Annotated in this window: 13 protein-coding genes and 1 riboswitch; of the genes, 4 read left to right on the forward strand and 9 right to left on the reverse strand. The window is 59.4% G+C overall.

Features of this window, described 5'->3' with window-relative positions; all coding sequences use genetic code 11:
* Nucleotides 1-17: 17 nt before the first annotated feature.
* The gene (locus WNZ14_RS19955) at nt 18-515 is read right to left on the reverse strand and encodes a GNAT family N-acetyltransferase (protein WP_342870434.1); all 498 of its coding nucleotides are present in this window, start codon (nt 513-515) and stop codon (nt 18-20) included.
* A 185-nt stretch (nt 516-700) separates the two neighbouring features.
* Here WNZ14_RS19955 and rsgA point away from each other — a divergent pair, with 185 nt between their 5' ends.
* Nucleotides 701-1,783, forward strand: a complete 1,083-nt coding sequence (rsgA, locus tag WNZ14_RS19960) for a ribosome small subunit-dependent GTPase A (RefSeq protein WP_342870435.1) — start codon at nt 701-703, stop codon at nt 1,781-1,783.
* Nucleotides 1,784-2,154: 371 nt separating this feature from the next.
* Here the strand turns inward: rsgA and WNZ14_RS19965 are convergent, their stop codons facing one another.
* From WNZ14_RS19965 to WNZ14_RS19975, 3 genes are all read right to left on the reverse strand, one after another.
* Nucleotides 2,155-2,733 (reverse strand): ATP-dependent Clp protease proteolytic subunit, encoded by a 579-nt coding sequence (locus tag WNZ14_RS19965; RefSeq protein WP_342870436.1) that lies wholly within the window; start codon nt 2,731-2,733, stop codon nt 2,155-2,157.
* Nucleotides 2,734-2,916: 183 nt separating this feature from the next.
* Nucleotides 2,917-4,371: a DEAD/DEAH box helicase gene (locus tag WNZ14_RS19970; protein ID WP_342870437.1), complete on the reverse strand. Its 1,455-nt coding sequence runs from the start codon at nt 4,369-4,371 to the stop codon at nt 2,917-2,919.
* A gap of 313 nt (nt 4,372-4,684) precedes the next feature.
* Nucleotides 4,685-5,623 (reverse strand): DMT family transporter, encoded by a 939-nt coding sequence (locus tag WNZ14_RS19975; protein ID WP_342870438.1) that lies wholly within the window; start codon nt 5,621-5,623, stop codon nt 4,685-4,687.
* Nucleotides 5,624-5,753: 130 nt separating this feature from the next.
* A riboswitch (cobalamin riboswitch) is annotated at nt 5,754-5,965 on the forward strand.
* A gap of 55 nt (nt 5,966-6,020) precedes the next feature.
* On the opposite strand from WNZ14_RS19975, the gene WNZ14_RS19980 reads away from it, so the two are divergent.
* Entirely contained in the window at nt 6,021-6,704 is a 684-nt protein-coding gene (locus WNZ14_RS19980; RefSeq protein ID WP_342870439.1) for an energy-coupling factor ABC transporter permease, read from the forward strand.
* Between the two features lie 179 nt (nt 6,705-6,883).
* Complete coding sequence (locus WNZ14_RS19985; RefSeq protein WP_342870440.1) at nt 6,884-7,858, forward strand: threonine/serine dehydratase; 975 nt, start codon at nt 6,884-6,886, stop codon at nt 7,856-7,858.
* A gap of 54 nt (nt 7,859-7,912) precedes the next feature.
* Here the strand turns inward: WNZ14_RS19985 and WNZ14_RS19990 are convergent, their stop codons facing one another.
* The 5 genes from WNZ14_RS19990 to WNZ14_RS20010 form a co-directional block, all read right to left on the reverse strand.
* Nucleotides 7,913-8,812 carry a cation diffusion facilitator family transporter gene (locus tag WNZ14_RS19990; RefSeq protein WP_342870441.1) on the reverse strand — a complete coding sequence of 300 codons (900 nt, stop codon included), beginning with the start codon at nt 8,810-8,812 and terminating at the stop codon, nt 7,913-7,915.
* A 5-nt stretch (nt 8,813-8,817) separates the two neighbouring features.
* Complete coding sequence (locus WNZ14_RS19995) at nt 8,818-9,177, reverse strand: cytochrome c (protein ID WP_342870442.1); 360 nt, start codon at nt 9,175-9,177, stop codon at nt 8,818-8,820.
* Nucleotides 9,174-11,363 carry an anthranilate synthase gene (locus WNZ14_RS20000; RefSeq protein WP_342870443.1) on the reverse strand — a complete coding sequence of 730 codons (2,190 nt, stop codon included), beginning with the start codon at nt 11,361-11,363 and terminating at the stop codon, nt 9,174-9,176. The genes WNZ14_RS19995 and WNZ14_RS20000 overlap by 4 nt, the downstream gene beginning before the upstream one ends.
* Before the next feature lie 220 nt (nt 11,364-11,583).
* Complete coding sequence (locus tag WNZ14_RS20005) at nt 11,584-12,399, reverse strand: DUF1206 domain-containing protein (RefSeq protein ID WP_342870444.1); 816 nt, start codon at nt 12,397-12,399, stop codon at nt 11,584-11,586.
* Complete coding sequence (locus tag WNZ14_RS20010; RefSeq protein ID WP_342870445.1) at nt 12,396-13,142, reverse strand: phosphatase PAP2 family protein; 747 nt, start codon at nt 13,140-13,142, stop codon at nt 12,396-12,398. The genes WNZ14_RS20005 and WNZ14_RS20010 overlap by 4 nt, the downstream gene beginning before the upstream one ends.
* Nucleotides 13,143-13,321: 179 nt before the next feature.
* Between WNZ14_RS20010 and WNZ14_RS20015 the strand changes: the two genes are divergently transcribed.
* Entirely contained in the window at nt 13,322-14,098 is a 777-nt protein-coding gene (locus WNZ14_RS20015; protein ID WP_342870446.1) for a YHYH protein, read from the forward strand.
* Nucleotides 14,099-14,276 lie beyond the last annotated feature (178 nt).

Genomic DNA, 14,276 nt, shown 5'->3' on the forward strand with positions numbered 1-14,276 from the left:
CGCAAGCGACGGCTCCTTCACCTAGCCTTGTGCCGGTAGACCAGAACCTCAGGCCCCGGGCGCTCCGGATCAAGTTCCAGCTCGGCGCCCAGCCGTTCCGCCAGTTTGCGCGAACGGTGGTTTTCCGGATCGACGTGGCTGACCACTGTTTTAAGCCGACGCTCGCCAAACCCCCAGTCGCGCAAGGCCCCCGCCGCCTCAAACGCATAGCCGTTGCCCTGGGCCGCCGGATAGAGCATCCAGCTCAGCTCATGCTCGGGAAACAGCGGTCCGTGATTGATGCTGACCTGCCCCAGACATTGCCCTGTTTCGCGGGCTTCGATCATCAGTGCGCCGCACCCCAGAAGCGGCCATTGCGCCATATCGTGACAGAACAGCCCCCAGGCTTCAGCCGAAGTGTGCGGCCCTTCCATATGGACAGCATGCTCGGACATCATCATGCCCGCATAGGCCGGCCAATCGTCCATTGTCTGCGGCCTCAGCCACAGCCGTTCGGTCTCAAGTGTCGGGATCAAGGGGGAGTGCCTCGCGGTTTTTTCTGCATTGCTCTGAAAAACAGAATCGATTTCCGCATCGATAGCATAGAATGCTACTCTGAAAGCCTGTACGCAGCGCAAGGATCGCGCAATGCGAGGCATTTGCATGAAAACTCTATCTGCTCGCGCAAGCTTTGGGACCTGAAGCATGAAAGCTATACACGATGACGCGTGATTATTCAGCGTTCCAGCCGCCCGCGTCTGGCAGTGGAACCGGCAAGCCTGCGGCATCCGTCCTGCAGACGCTCGGCTGGCAGAGTTTCTTTGCCCAGCAGATCAGTGTCGACGACATGCAAGCAACGCCGCCGGTCCGGGTCACCGAAGTGCATCGCAGCGGCCTTCGCGTTCTGGGTGACGGGATCGACATGATGGTCCCTCCGCGCGCGGATGCCACGGTGGGCGACTGGCTGCTGCTCGACCACGATCTGCCGAGCGCCAGCCAGTTGATGGAGCGCAAGAGCCTGATCAAGCGGCGCGCCGCCGGCCACGACCGCTCCGTCCAGCTGATCGCCGCCAACATCGACACCGCCTTCATCGTCACCTCGTGCAATCTCGATTTCAACGTCGCAAGGCTGGAGCGCTATGTTGCGCTCGCTTTTGATGCAGGCGTGACGCCTGTGATCCTGCTGACCAAGGCCGATCTCTGCGAAGATCCTTCCGCATATGTCACGGACGCCGAGGCGATTTCAGCCGAAGTTGCGGTGCTGACGCTCAATGCCAAGAGCGACGAGCCAAAGGAAAAACTCGCGCCATGGTGCAAGCCGGGCCAGACCATCGCCTTTCTTGGCTCTTCCGGAGTTGGTAAGTCAACGCTGACAAATGCGCTCTCGGTCAGCGAAGTCGCCGTCACCCAGTCCATCCGCGAAGATGACGCCAAGGGCCGCCACACCACCTCCCACCGCCAGTTGCACATACTGCCCAATGGCTGCGCCGTACTCGACACGCCGGGCGTGCGCGAATTGCAGCTGACAGATGCGGAAGAAGGTGTTGCGGAAGTCTTCTCCGATCTCGATGCCCTGTCGCTCGAATGCCGCTTCAACAATTGCACCCACGTCAGTGAACCCGGATGCGCGGTTCAGGCAGCACTGAAGCGCGGCGACATCGACGAAGCGCGGCTGACCCGGTGGCGCAAGCTTGTTGCAGAAGACCAGCACAACACCGCAAGCCTCGCCCAGCGCCGGTCCAAGGACAAGGCGTTCGGCAAGATGATCAAGCAGGCGAAAAAACACAAGTCGCAGAAGAGCTAGAGCCGATCATCTTTAGCTGGAAGCAGTTTGATGGGCAGGATTTTTCGTGTCAGCTAGGAAAAACCGCAAGCGCGATGCCGCGCATCGTGCGAGGATTTTGACGACGTTGGCGCAGAAAAGACGCCCAAGCTTGGTTAAGTAAGGCGTGTTGGCCAAGAAAGAACCATTGCAATCGTCTGAACTTGATCTTTCACGCCCTGGACGTCGTCGCGCGAGGCTAACGGCGCTCGCGCCGCGTCGCCTCACGCTCCTAGCCAGATCATGAAATCCCTGCTTTCAAACGATTCCATCTAAAGATGATCGGCTCTAAACAAAAAGCCCCCGCCGGTTCTCACCAGCGGAGGCTTGAATGGTAAGCGATTGAGCTCGGCTCAGATTTCGCTCTGGCTGGTGATGATCTTGCCCACCAGGCCGTATTCCTTGGCATCCTCTGCCGACAGCCAGTAATCGCGGTCGGTGTCAGCTGCGATCTTTTCGATCTTCTGGCCGGTGGCCTTGGCGAAGATCGCGTTCAACCGGGCATTCATCTTGATGATTTCGCGCGCCTGGATCTCGATATCAGAAACCATGCCGCGGGTGCCGCCGGATGGTTGATGCAGCAGGAAGCGGGTGTTGGGCAGGCAGAGGCGCTGCTCTTTCGGCACAGAGACATAAATCAGTGCGCCTGCGGAGGCGACCCAGCCGGTTCCGATGATCCAGACCTTGGGCTTGATGAAGCCGATCATGTCATGGATCGAATCGCCCGATTCCACATGGCCGCCCGGTGAATTGACGAAGATGCGGATATCATCGTCGCTGGCCGCAGCAAGCGCTGCAAGCTGGGCGCTGACCTTGTGCGCCAATTCCTGGGTAATGCCACCATAGATGAAGATCGAGCGCGATTTGAACAGGTTTGCTTCCGCTTCCTTGCCCAGCGGCAGTTCTGTCGTCTTCTCTTCTTCGTCGCTCATAAGCCAGTCTCCGTGTGATTGCATGTCTCGCAGATAGTACGATACGGCCCGCGAAACAATGGCTGAACAGCGAATGGGTTTCCAACATGCAAATGGCGCAGCGAAAAATCGCTGCGCCATTTGCGTCTTTACTCTCTCACGCCGAACCTGAAATCAGCTCCGGCGGAAATCCGGCGACTGGTATCAGCCGCGAGCAATTGCCTTGTCGCCAGCCTGCTCAGGCCGCGGACGGCGATCGCTGCGGCGACGACGCGACTTTGCTGCCGGCTGATCACCATTCTGATTTGCGGCTGCTGCCGGCTGATGCCGGTTGCCGCCGGGCTTTCCTGCCTGCTGACCATTGCCGGAGTTGCGACCCTGGCCTTGCGGCTTTCCACCCTGGCCCTGACGTTGATCGGGCCTGCGGCCCTGACCCTGCGGCTTGGCGCCTTGCGGCCGTGCACCCTGGCGCGGACGCTGGGTCTTGTTCAGCGGAGCAAAATCGCCATCAGGATCAGCCAATGCGTCGACATAGGTGCCTTCAGGCGCCTTTTCGACCGGAATCTCTGTCTTCAGCATCTTTTCGATGTCGCGCAGAAGCGAACGTTCGTCTGGTGCACAGAAGGTCACGGCAGTGCCTTCAGCGCCAGCGCGCGCGGTGCGGCCGATGCGGTGAACATAAACTTCCGGCACATTCGGCAGCTCGTAATTGACCACCAGGGTCACGCCCGGCACGTCAATGCCACGGGCAGCAATGTCGGTGGCGATCAGCACAGGCACGGTGCCGGCGCGGAAACCTGCAAGCGCGCGTTCGCGCTGGCCCTGAGACTTGTTGCCGTGGATGGCGGCTGCGTTGAAGCCATCCGTTTCAAGCCGCTTGACGGCCTTGTCGGCGCCGCGCTTGGTGCGGGTGAACACGATCACGCGTTCGCCCTTGCGGTCACGGATCAGCGAAGCCAGTGCGCCCATCTTGGCAGGTGTCGGCATGTGCATGACCGAATGCTCGACGCGGTCGGCAGTCTTCTTGGCAGGAATCACCGACACTTCGATCGGGTCCTTCAGATGACGGTCGGACAGCTGGCGGATTTCCTTGGGCATGGTCGCCGAGAACAACAGGGTCTGGCGATTTTGCGGCGTCATCGCGAGAATGCGCTTGATCGCCGGCATGAAGCCGATGTCGAGCATCTGGTCAGCCTCGTCGAGCACCACGACTTCAATTTCGTTGAGCGAGACAGCGCGCTGCTCGATCAGGTCCATCAGCCGGCCCGGGGTGGCGATGAGAATATCGATACCGCCAGCCAGCGCCTTGATCTGCGGGCGGATCGAAACACCGCCAACAACAACGGACGAGGTCAGATGCAGCTTGCGACCGTAGTCCTTGACGCTCCGGGCAATCTGGGCGGACAGTTCGCGGGTCGGCGAAAGGATCAGCGCACGGACTTTCTTCGGCGCGGCTTTCTTGCCGGGCGCGAGGCGATGCAGGATCGGCAGCGAGAACGCTGCGGTCTTGCCGGTGCCGGTCTGCGCCAGGCCGATAACGTCACGGCCTTCGAGAACGGGAGGGATAGCCTGCACCTGGATCGGTGTCGGTGTGGTCAGGTGAAGACCATCAAGCGTGTCGAGGAGGGCCTTGGACAGACCGAGTTCGGAAAACAACATGGTATAACTTTCGAATTTTGGGCAATACGTCGGGGGAGCGCTTGCGCGCTGCCATTCGCGGACCATGCCCGATCACAAAATTCCCGCCGGCTACGGCATGACCGCAATCGGAGGAGTTCGGGTTGGGCGCATCGCCGCTGGCCGACGCGAAATTTCAAGGTGGACGTTAGGGGAAGTCAGAACACGCTCATCTCGACTCTAAGGAGGCGTGCAGCGGCCGATTTGGCCCCTATCCAGTTGCGCCTCTTAGGCCTGATAATTGCGGCTGTGTCAAGGCAGGGGGCAGATTTTCGCTGCATCGCAGCAAACAAGCTTAACTGAATATGCGCTCTTTCTCCTCACCCGGAAGGCTCGCAGCCACACTGCGAATGGACTTTCCCGGCGTCAGCGCAATTGCCGAAATGACGATGGCGCAGGCAATCCACTGCGCCAAGCCGATCGGCTCCGCAAAGGCAAACCACCCCACCAGAAACATTGTCGGCAGCTCGAAACTTCCGGCAATCGCAGTCCGTGCGGTGCCTATGGCGGGCGCAGCGACGGTGTAGAGAAGTTGTGGAACAAGCGCCGAACCAAAGGCGATGCCAGCCACAAGCCACCAGCCTGACACAGTGCCGGGGACAAGCGCTGCAATCGGCGTGGCGATCATCAATGGCAAAAGCCCTAGCACAGAACCGAGACTGACGCAGGCGATGCGCGCCACCGGATTGAGCACTGTGAGCTTGTGCACCAGCACATTGATGCCAAACCCGAATCCCAGAGGCGCTGCCAACGACAAAATCAGGGCGGGCATCTGATCGACAGTCACTGCACCCGGTGAGGTGGCAAGTGCAGCTGCCGCGATGATCATCAGTGACGCCAGAACGGCGCGGCGACCCGGCTTATCTCCGAACATCAGCCAGGCAATCAGCAGCGTAAACACCGGGTATGTCATGTAGAGAATGCCCGCTGTCGACACGGGAACAATCTCCACCGCGCGAACATAACCGATCCACCCCACGCCCATGCCGACACCGGCGATCAGGCCCCAGAGCAGAGCAGGCCATCTGGCCCTGGCGCGCCAGACGAAGGGCACAAGTACAATTGCCGCAAAAGCATACCGGAAAAAGGCAATGGCGTGCGGCGCGATGCCTTCAGCAGTCAGCGAACGGGCAAAATACGGGACCAATCCGAACCCGACCGATGCTGCGATGACACCAAGGGTTGCCAGCCCGGGGCCGAGCCAGTGCGGAAAGTCGGTGTTTTCAGTCCTCATGAAGATTGAGTAACAGTCAGCTCCAACACGGGCAATCCGCCTCGGCAGCCTGCCCCACGGAAAAGCTGCAAAGTTGCGGGATGCGGCTTAAAACGTCGTGTTTTCAGATTGCTATCTGGTCAGCTCCAGAATACGAATTGCTTGTTCGGGTTCCATGAAGGCCAAGCTTTCGGGATTAAAGGGGAACACGGTAGGGACGACCTGAAACAGGGCCCGATCCGTGGCTGCCCTCGCAACTGTGAGCGTGAGTCGCATCCATAATGCCACTGGGGATCCCCCGGGAAGGCGGATGACGGCGATCAAGCGCAAGCCAGGAGACCTGCCCGGACTATGGAATCCGCAGTCGCGGGTTTCCAACTCCAACCTCTTGCACGATGGGTGCAGAAAGGGCTTAGAAATGCATATTGAACCCGGCGTCGTAGACGGCGCAAAACTGGCTTTGAGCTACGCAACCGCGGCTGCGGCAGGCGGCCTGACACTGAAGATGTCCTGGGACACGATCCGCGAGGATGGCGGCGCAACCGCGCTGGCGATGCGCTCGGTGATCACCACGCTTCTCGTCTTCACGTTCTTTGAAGTGTTTCCGCATCACGCTGTTGGCGTCTCGGAAGTCCACCTCATCCTCGGCTCGACGCTTTACCTGATGTTCGGCGCCGGTCCGGCAGCGATAGGCCTGGCTTTGGGTCTTTTGATCCAGGGCGTGCTTTTCGCTCCCTTCGATCTGCCGCAATATGGCATGAACGTCACCACATTGCTGGTGCCGCTCTACGCAATGTCGCTCATTGCCAAGCGGATCATCCCGGCGGCGACCGCCTACAAGGATGTGTCCTACAAGCAGGCGCTTGCGCTTTCGACCAGCTACCAGGGTGGCATTGTCATGTGGGTCGGTTTCTGGGCACTTTATGGCCACGGCTTTGGCGTTGAAAATCTGTCGCAGATCGCGGCCTTCGGTGGCGCTTACATGCTGGTCGTGATTGTCGAGCCGCTCGCCGATCTCGGCGTTCTGGCTATCGCCAAGAACTGGCACAAGCTTGATGGCACTCCGATTGTCAGCAACCGGGTTTACGGCCACGCTGCCTGAGCAAGCGAGCCATACCAAGTGATACGCCGCGTGAGCCAGCCTCGCGCGGCGTTTTTTGTGTCCCATGAAATCAATTGATTGTACCCATCTGTCAGGCCTGCCGCATACTGCCTCAAACGGCGTAAGTTCCGCGTGATTTTTCAATCGCACACAGGCCGGCCATTCAGATTGGGAAACAGATGAACATCGAGATGATCCGCGAAGCGCAAGCCCGGCTTGAAGGCCATGTCCGCCGCACGCCCTTGCTCAACTCTCCGTTCCTCGATGAGATTGCAGGCCGACGCGTCTGGGTCAAAGCGGAATGCCTGCAACACACAGGCAGTTTCAAGTTTCGCGGCGGATGGTCGGCGCTGTCGGGGATGGCCCCTGACCTTCGGGCACGCGGCGTCATCGCCTTTTCCAGCGGCAACCATGCCCAGGGTGTGGCTTTGGCTGCTGCGCGGCACGGCGCACGCGCTATCATCCTCATGCCATCCGACGCACCAAAGATGAAAATCGACAATACCCGTACCTTGGGTGCGGAAGTGGTTCTCTACGACCGCGCCACAGAGGACCGGGACGAGATCTGCGCCCGGCTGACGGCGGAGCACGGCCTGACGCTGATCAAACCCTTCGATGACCCGATGGTGATTGCCGGTCAGGGCACCTGTGGGTTGGAAATCGCCGAACAGGCAGCTGCGGAAGGCATTTCGCAAGCGGATATCCTTGTCTGCTGCGGCGGCGGTGGATTTGCCTCAGGCATTGCACTGGCTTTGGAGGCTAACGCTCCAAAGCTTCGGGTACGTACGGCGGAGCCCGAAGGATTTGATGACATGGCTCGCAGCCTGGCTTCCGGCACCATCGAGCGCAACAGTCGGATGTCTGGCTCGCTTTGCGACGCAATCCTCACCCCGCAGCCCGGCGATCTGACATTCCCGATCCTGTCGCGGCTTGCAGGCCCGGGCCTGGCGGTGAGTGAGGATGAGGCGCTGCAGGCCATGGCGTTTGCGTTTTCGCGGCTCAAACTGGTTGCCGAACCCGGAGGCGCAGTCGCCCTGGCGGCCGCCTTGTTTCATGCCGATGAAATCGAGGGAGAGGATGTGATTGTCACCATCTCCGGCGGAAATGTGGATGCGGGCATGTTTCACATGGCGCTGGAGCGGTTCGGCGCATAATCGAGAACGCCGGCTTTCAATCGGCAAGCTGATCACAACCGGCCCGCTCTATTCTCAGGTCAACAGAACGCCTTCGTCCTTGGCCTTGTGACTGGGTTCCACATGGATGATCACCCGAATGCCTTCGACCCCATTGCGGAGTGCTGACTCGAGCCGGTCGCAAATCCGGTGTGATTCCTCAACACTCATGTTGCCGTCCACCACCAGGTGAAACTCGACGAACGACACCCGGCCAGCCATGCGGGTCCGGATATCGTGCGCTTCGATAGCGCCTTGGGCCTCGGCCTTGATGATGGTCTGGATGCGCAGTTCGTCGGCAGGATCGACCGCCCGGTCCATCAACCCGTTGACGGAGGACGAGATCACCTTCCAGCCCTGCCACAGAACGTTCATTGCGACAATGATCGCCAGCAGCGGATCGAGACGCGGCTGATCCAGCGCAAGCGCCAGACCCAGCCCAAGGATCACGCCTACCGACGTGACCACATCTGACAGGATGTGATGACCATCTGCCTGCAGTGCCGGGGATCGATGCCGACGGCCAAACCGCAACAGAACTGCCGCCCAGATCCCGTTGACAAGCGCGGCACTCGCATTGACAGCCAAACCAAGCGCTGGCGCTTCGATCCGTTGCGGCGCCAGGAGCCCGCCGGCCGCTTCATGCACGATCAACAACGCTGCCACGACAATAAGCACGCCTTCCAGCACGGCGGAAAAATACTCCGCCTTGTGGTGACCATAGGGGTGATCGGTGTCAGCCGGTTTCTGGGCGTAACCAATGGCAAAGAACGCCGCCAGCGCGGCGATCACGTTGACGATGGATTCAAGCGCATCGGAATAGAGCGCGATCGAGCCGGTTAAATGCCAGGCGACGAATTTCAGTCCCATCACTCCAAACGCCAGAGGGATGGACCAGAAGGCCAGTTGGCGGACGGTCTTGGAAGCGTGCGGCATCGGGCCTAGCCCTGCAGCGAAGCGATATAGGCGATGATCGCTTCCACCTGCTCCGGCGTAGCGATGAATTCGGGCATGTCGGGATGGCCTGAATAGATGCGGCCATCGGCAAAGGCTTCCTCAAGCGCATCTATCGGAAAGCGGTCTGACAGGTCGCGGAACGGCGGAGCGCCCTCGTGCGGACTGGCATCCGCCTTGCCTACGCCATGACAGCCGCCGCAATTGACCTCGACCAGCTCACGGCCCTGCTTTACCCCGTCGTCAGACTGAGCCGAAGCGGGATTGGCTCCCGACAGGACGCAAAGCGCCGATACCGCGAGACTTGCGGCAACCAGACCCCTCTTGATGCCAAGCGTCTCACTCATCCTGCCTCGACCTTCTTCTGTCGCGTCAGATGCGCAACAACATTCTCGATCATCCGCATTCCTGCGTCCTGACCCAGCGTCATGATCGATTCGGGGTGGAATTGCACGCCTGCGATCGGCAGAGTTTCGTGCTCGATTGCCATGATCACCCCGTCATCGGTTTCCGCAGTAACACGGAATTCCTTTGGCAATGAGGCATAATCGGCAAAAATGGAATGATAGCGCCCGACGGTAACCTCCTTTGCGAGGCCCGAGAAAATAATCCCGTTTGGCTGCACCCGGATCCGCGATGGCTTGCCGTGAACCGGAATAGCCAGTTCCCGCAAGGTGCCGCCAAAACTCTCGGCCAGCGCCTGCAATCCCAGACAGACGCCAAACACCGGCAGCTCGCGGGCGCGGATCTTCTTGATCGTGGCGGCACAATCAAAATCCTTTGGGCTTCCCGGTCCGGGCGACAGCACCACCAGATCCGGCGACACACGGTCGAAGACATCGTCGGCAACCGGCGAGCGCACTGTTGTGACCTTGGCCCCGGTCTGGCGGAAATAATTGGCCAGCGTGTGAACAAAGGAATCCTCATGGTCAACCAGCAGGATTGAGACCCCCTCGCCGACTTTCGCGGTTTGCCTTCCCTGGGTTCCTGCATTGCCGAGCCGCGCATCGCGGATCGCCGACAGCATCGCCGAGGCCTTCAATTCCGTTTCGGCTTCTTCTTCCTCGGGATTGGAATCATACAACAGCGTCGCTCCGACACGCACTTCCGCAATGCCGTCCTTGATACGGATGGTCCGAAGCGTCATGCCGGTGTTCATATCGCCATTGAAACTGACCATGCCGACAGCCCCGCCATACCAGACGCGGGGGCTTTTCTCGTTGTTTTCGAGAAATCGCATTGCCCAGAGTTTGGGCGCGCCGGTCACCGTCACCGCCCAGGCGTGGCTCAGGAAACCGTCGAATGCATCCATGCCGTCGCGCAACCGGCCCTCAATATGGTCGACGGTGTGGATCAGCCGCGAATACATCTCGATCTGACGCCTGCCGATCACCTTGACCGACCCCGGCTCACAGACCCGGCTCTTGTCATTGCGGTCGACATCCGAACACATCGTCAGTTCGGACTCGTCTTTCTTCGAATTCAGCAGTTTGAGGATCTGTTCGGAATCCGAGATCGCATCATCGCCGCGCTTGATGGTGCCGGAGATCGGACAGGTCTCGATCCGCCTGCCGTTGACCCGCACGAACATTTCCGGCGATGCGCCGACCAGATATTCCTGGTTGCCCAGATTGATGAAGAACGAATAGGGCGACGGATTGATCGCCTTTAGCCGCCGGCTGATTTCTGACGGACGCGCTTCACAGCGCTCGAAGAACGTCTGGCCCGGCACCACTTCGAACAGATCCCCGCGCCGGAAACTGTCCTTGGCGCGCTTGACCAGTTCCGCATATTCACCCGGGGTATGGTCACCGCGCGGAGGATTCCCGTCGGAAGGCTTGAACGGCTCCGGCGCGATACTCGCGTCCCGGCCCTCGGTGGTCACGCCATCAAGGCTGAAATCATAGCGGTCGATCCAGGCCTTTGCCGCATGGTGGTCAACCACGAGAATTTCATCAGGCAGAAACACCATCAGATCACGCTGGTCGTCACGGCGCACAATCTTCTGCGGAACCGAGTCGAACTGGAACGCCAGATCGTAGCCAAACGCACCGTAAAACCCGATATTGCCATCCTCGGATGAGTGAAACAGGCCGACAATGTGCCTGAGCACAGAAAATACGGTTGGCGCGCGAGAGCGCTCTTCTTCGGAAAACACCCGGTCGGGTTCGGCGATATCTATTTCGATGGTCCGTGCATGTTGCCCGGAGATCGCAAACTCTGCATGGCCTTCAAGCCGGCCTGCAAGAATTGAAATCAGGGCTTCGCCACGGCCATTATAGGCCTCGATGGTAAGCTTCCGCCCCTGTGAGGAAATCCCCAGCGGCGGATCGACAATTGCCGTATCCCAACGGGTGTAGCGTCCGGGATACTCGTAGTTTGATGAAAACACCGCCCCGCGCCGGCTGTCGAGCGCATCGATATAGCCCGAGATCGCATCTCGATAAGGCGTTTCGCGACGCCGCCGCGTGACCAAGACCCCGCCGCGCGTCTGGTATTGCGCTGCGTCATCCGAAAGTACCGTCGTGCCCATGTTCAAACTCCATTTGCACCGGCCCGGCCTGCGTCATCCGGCGGGTCAAAGAAAAAGCCGCCGGACCTTGAGGTCCCTGGCGGCTTGTTGATCTCTAACGCGCATGCGTGGTCAAGGCCGCCTAGAAGCGAACCCACCACCAATTGTTCTGTGCCACGTGCATCGTCATGCCAAAGCTCTTAGCGCACGCCGGGACTTGCTTCAAGTGGAGATGAATACTTCACGCATCTTCAACATTGATCCGCCGCCAGACAGCTTCCGAGAAGGAATAGACCGAGAACAGGAAAAATCCTGCTCCGGTGGCGCCCAGCAGCCAGGATCCGAGGGGAAGCCCGGCAATGAAGTTCAGCGCATCAGCAAGGCTCGCTTTACTATGTTCGCCGGCAAGGCCATGTTGAACCAGCAGATAGGCAATGATGAAAAAGATCACCCCGCGGGCAATCAGGCCGCCGGTGGCTGCCAAGTCTATCCAGCGCAGAACCGCTTCGGAAGCCTGAATATGATCTCGGTACTTGCCGGAGATCGCCTTGTAGATATGTGCACCGCCAACAATGGCGAAGATCAGGCTCAGGATCAGCGAGACAGGTCCCGCGCCAATAAAGGCTGCGGCGGTCTTGGCAAAACCGTCACTGCCACCACTGTCGCCAGAAGCTATCGTGTTCCCCCACCACAAAGAGAACGCATAAAGTGCCAGAAACACGTAGGTGGCGGCAGAGCCCAGCAACCCGGCGCGGACCGCCAGACCTGACGGCTTGAACCCGTGATCATCTGTGTCGAAGATGGCCTGCACCAGGCGCCACAGGCTGTACCCGCCAAGACTGACAACAAGCAGCGGGGTTATGATTGCGCTCGCGGTCGATTGGGTGATGAACCGCACCGCATCCTTGGAATCGCCGCCGCTGCCAGTCGTCAGCGCTGCGGTGCCAATGAAAAAGGCGAGCACAAGATACACCATACCCCGTGCACCGTAACCAAGCCGGGCGAAGGGCTTGAAAAAGTCGCGCCAGCTTGTTGGCTTGGAGGGATCGAGGCTCATGGATTGCGCTCCAGTTCAGTTTGCCCACGTTTGTAATGATTGATGAAATGAAGGATCAGCCAGGAAAAACTGGCCCAGGCCGCACCCAGCGCCCAACCGGCAGCGACATCGCTCGGCCAGTGCACCCCGAGATAGACACGGCTGACGCCAACGATGACGGCGACAAAGACAGCAACCGAAATCACGTAAGCGCGCACCCGGCCGTCTGAAACAAACCCGGTCACCAGCGAAGCAAGCGTCAGGTAGGCGACGGTCGTGACCAGGGCATGACCGCTGGGGAAACTCAAGGTATGGACGGTATCAAGCTGGTCGATGAGATCGGGCCTTGGGCGACCGTAATACTGCTTGAGTGTCTGGCTCAGCAAAGCGCCTGAGCCCACCGACAGGACGGCATAGGCAGCAGCACCATAGCGCCTGGTGACGATAAAGAACCCGGCGACAGCCGCAAATGTCAAGGTGATGAGCGGGTAGCCACCGATGGAGGTGATCTCGACTGCTGTTTCCTGGAGCCAGGCCGGCCCCCAGGTGGTGGACGGATCACCCGCCACCCGCATGCTCAGCAGCAGCGCCTCATCCAGTTTCCGTATCTCGCCTTCCGCCATTTCATCAGCGATCTGGATGAAAAGAAAAACGCCGAGCGTCAGTATGCCGAAGAGGACGACCGGCAAGCGATGGGCGTTGCCGGTCTTCACCCCACGAGCCAGCCAGTCTCTGAGAGTTGCAAAATTCAAGCTGTCGTTCATGCAGTCTGGTGCCCCTTTTGTCCAATAATCGTTAACCCGCAAAGCCCGGCTTCGTTCCCAAATTGTTCAAAATTGCGAAAATGACAAATCTGTAATTTGCCGGTCATGCCGCGGAAAGGTGGCAAACGTGATGCTCGACTAGTCCAGATTGACGAACACCAACAGCATAGGGGAACTCGATGGACCGTCCGCTCTCATATCTCCTCATCACCGGCGTGACCCTTGCCGGCATTGCCGCAAGCGCTGCCGTGGCACAATCCGCCTCGGGTTCCGTTGCGATCACCAAAAGCCATGGCAATATCTGCATGACCTCGAACGGCCTGCCCGACCATTCGACCGGCAAATTCCCGAACTCCGGAAACCCGAACAGGATTTCAGCGCAATTCATCGAGGTTTGTGTTCCTGAAAACCCGGTGAAGACATCACACGCAACCCAATTGCGCGGCTCAACCGGCTTTGCTCTCAACGGAGTCATGATCCGGCCAGGCACCGCGGATTATTATGATCCGTCCTCACCGCGCGGGTTCAGCCGAAACCCCGCATCGGGCTGGAAGCTTGACGGCAAGGGCGCAGGCTCGATGCTGGGTCTTGATCAGAACAACGCCCACGTTGATAACCGCGGGCTCTATCATTACCACGCCAAACCGGCCGGATTTCTCAAGGGCAGGAACTCGACGCTGGTCGGATTTGCCTCCGACGGCTTTGAAATTCATTATGTCGGCTCAAAAGCCAGATCCGGATACACGCTCAAACCGGGCAACCGAAACAGCGGCCCGGGAGGCAAGCACGATGGTACCTATGTTCAAGACTGGCAGTACACCGGCGGATCGGGCAGGCTTGATCAATGCAATGGCGGAACGCTGAACGGCAAGTTCGTCTATTTCGTCACCGACAGCTATCCCTATTTCCCGCACTGTGCCTGGGGCAAGGTCAGCCGGGATTTCGGCCGACCGTGAGTGCAGCAGGGTTAAGTCCCGAAGCGGAGGATAAAGTAATATTTCAAGCCTGCCCGAGACGTGATGCATCTTTCCGGCAGTTTGTGCGTTGTCACACCAATCGGCGCAATCAAAACGGCGCCGTCACAGTCGGAAACGGGGCGAGACGTCGATGGACAGCATCCAGATTATTCTAGCA

The organism is Hoeflea sp. AS60 (genome assembly GCF_038900115.1).
GTDB lineage: Bacteria > Pseudomonadota > Alphaproteobacteria > Rhizobiales > Rhizobiaceae > Hoeflea.

Excerpts from the sequence above, each read along its gene's own strand:
- WNZ14_RS19995 (WP_342870442.1), bottom strand. The coding sequence starts at position 9,177 with ATGAGTGAGACGCTTGGCATCAAGAGGGGTCTGGTTGCCGCAAGTCTC.
- WNZ14_RS19970 (WP_342870437.1), bottom strand. The coding sequence starts at position 4,371 with ATGTTGTTTTCCGAACTCGGTCTGTCCAAGGCCCTCCTCGACACGCTT.
- WNZ14_RS19980 (WP_342870439.1), top strand. The coding sequence starts at position 6,021 with ATGCATATTGAACCCGGCGTCGTAGACGGCGCAAAACTGGCTTTGAGC.
- WNZ14_RS20010 (WP_342870445.1), bottom strand. The coding sequence starts at position 13,142 with ATGAACGACAGCTTGAATTTTGCAACTCTCAGAGACTGGCTGGCTCGT.
- WNZ14_RS19985 (WP_342870440.1), top strand. The coding sequence starts at position 6,884 with ATGAACATCGAGATGATCCGCGAAGCGCAAGCCCGGCTTGAAGGCCAT.
- rsgA (WP_342870435.1), top strand. The coding sequence starts at position 701 with ATGACGCGTGATTATTCAGCGTTCCAGCCGCCCGCGTCTGGCAGTGGA.
- WNZ14_RS20000 (WP_342870443.1), bottom strand. The coding sequence starts at position 11,363 with ATGGGCACGACGGTACTTTCGGATGACGCAGCGCAATACCAGACGCGC.
- WNZ14_RS20015 (WP_342870446.1), top strand. The coding sequence starts at position 13,322 with ATGGACCGTCCGCTCTCATATCTCCTCATCACCGGCGTGACCCTTGCC.
- WNZ14_RS19990 (WP_342870441.1), bottom strand. The coding sequence starts at position 8,812 with ATGCCGCACGCTTCCAAGACCGTCCGCCAACTGGCCTTCTGGTCCATC.
- WNZ14_RS20005 (WP_342870444.1), bottom strand. The coding sequence starts at position 12,399 with ATGAGCCTCGATCCCTCCAAGCCAACAAGCTGGCGCGACTTTTTCAAG.
- WNZ14_RS19965 (WP_342870436.1), bottom strand. The coding sequence starts at position 2,733 with ATGAGCGACGAAGAAGAGAAGACGACAGAACTGCCGCTGGGCAAGGAA.
- WNZ14_RS19975 (WP_342870438.1), bottom strand. The coding sequence starts at position 5,623 with ATGAGGACTGAAAACACCGACTTTCCGCACTGGCTCGGCCCCGGGCTG.